The sequence below is a fragment of the Methylobacterium sp. R2-1 genome, assembly GCF_014191355.1.
Taxonomy (GTDB): Bacteria; Pseudomonadota; Alphaproteobacteria; order Rhizobiales; family Beijerinckiaceae; genus Methylobacterium.
This window is the reverse complement of record NZ_JACHWM010000043.1, coordinates 1-1474: the sequence shown is the minus strand read 5'-3', so window position 1 is coordinate 1474 and position 1474 is coordinate 1. Positions and strand designations below refer to the sequence as shown.

The following is a 1474-nucleotide window of genomic DNA, read 5'->3' as shown; positions in this document are numbered from 1 at the left end:
AGGCCGAGGACCATCGCCGCCATGGCGAGGACGGCTGTCGTCCAACCCGCCTCGGCGGTCAGGAAGAGGAAGACGGCACTGCCGATCGACAGGCCCAGATAGGCGCCGCCGACCTGGGCGGCGTTGCCCCAGCCGCGGTGGCGCGCCGCCAGCGTCTCGACGGCGAAGCCGTCGCAGGCGATGTCGACGGTTGCGGTGGCCAGGGCCGCGACGAGCAGGCAGGCGAGGAGCGGGCCGAAGGAGGCCGGCCCGGTTCCGGCCGCGGCGGCGAGCGCGAGCGCGGAGATCAGGGTGCCGAGGGCGACGATCCGCGGCGTCCGCGGCCGCCCGACCGGGGGCAGGCGAGTGCGCTCGACCGCTCCCGACCAGAGACATTTGAGCACCCAGGGCAGCAGGGCGAGGTAGACGAGCCCGATTCGCTCGAGGGGCAGCCCGGATTCGCGCAGGATCGCGGGCAGCCCCATCAGGGTGACACCCGTCACGACGCTCTGGGCGACGTAGAGCCCGCCGACCGCCGCCAGGACGGAGCCGAGGGGCGCCCCCCCGGCAACGGCCTCCGCGACGCGCCCGCTGCACCGCGGCATTAGAAGCGGGTCCGCCAAGACACGCCGACGATGCGCGGCTGCCCGATGGTGCTGAGCGTGGCCGGGCCGAAGGCGAAGCTGTAGGTCCTGTAGGTGCGGTCGGTCAGGTTGTTGGCGAAGAGGCGCAGGGTCGAGGCGGCGCCGAAGGCGAAATCGAGCCCGGCATCGAAGATGGTGAAAGAGCCCTGCGAGAAGGTGTTGGCCGGATCGAAGTAGGTACGGCTCACCGTCCGGGCGGCGCCGGTCAGGGCCATTTGGGCCGGCAGCCACGTCTGATCGATCAGGTAGCGGAAGCCGACATTGGTCACGAGGTCGGGAGCGTAGGGCGTGCGCCCCCCGGCGATGCGCTGACCGGTGACCGGATCGGTGTAGTCGGAGAACTCGGAGCGGCCGAGCGCCCCTTGCGCGGTCAAAGTCAGACGGTCGGTGGGGCGCAGGGTCAGTTCGACCTCGACGCCGGTGCTCGTGCCTTCCGCGGCGTTGCGCAGAACCTGGAAGCCGACCGGGCCGGCGAAGATCTGTTGGTTGGTGGACTCGATCCGATAGAACGCACCCGAGACGGTCGCCATGCCATCCAGCATGTCGGTGCGCGCGCCGACCTCGTAGTTCCAGGCCCGCTCCGGCTTGTAGGCGACGGCGTCGAGCGGGCTCGCGACCGTGCGGTTGAAACCGCCCGGCTTGTAGCCCTCGGAGACGAGAGCGTAGATCCGCGTCGTCGGGTCGACCTGGTAGCCGAGCGAGATCTTCGGCTGGAAGTTCGTGAAGTCGGCGTCGTTGTCGAAATTGAAGCCGAATCCGCCGCCGTTGAAGCGGATCGACGACCAGTCGTAGGCGAGGCGGGCGCCGACGGTGAGGTTAAGCCGGTCGGTCAGGGCGTAGGTGCCCTCGCC

The 1474-nt window shown here is 70.4% G+C and carries 1 protein-coding gene and 1 pseudogene; both read right to left on the bottom strand.

Annotation, left to right across the window (positions count from 1 at the left end; genetic code table 11):
* A pseudogene (locus tag FHU13_RS27265) lies at positions 1–584 on the bottom strand (MFS transporter); the annotation flags it as partial.
* Positions 584–1474 (bottom strand): TonB-dependent receptor (locus FHU13_RS27260; RefSeq protein ID WP_183438949.1); only part of this gene is annotated, 891 nt, incomplete at its 5' end. The pseudogene FHU13_RS27265 and the gene FHU13_RS27260, both read right to left, overlap by 1 nt.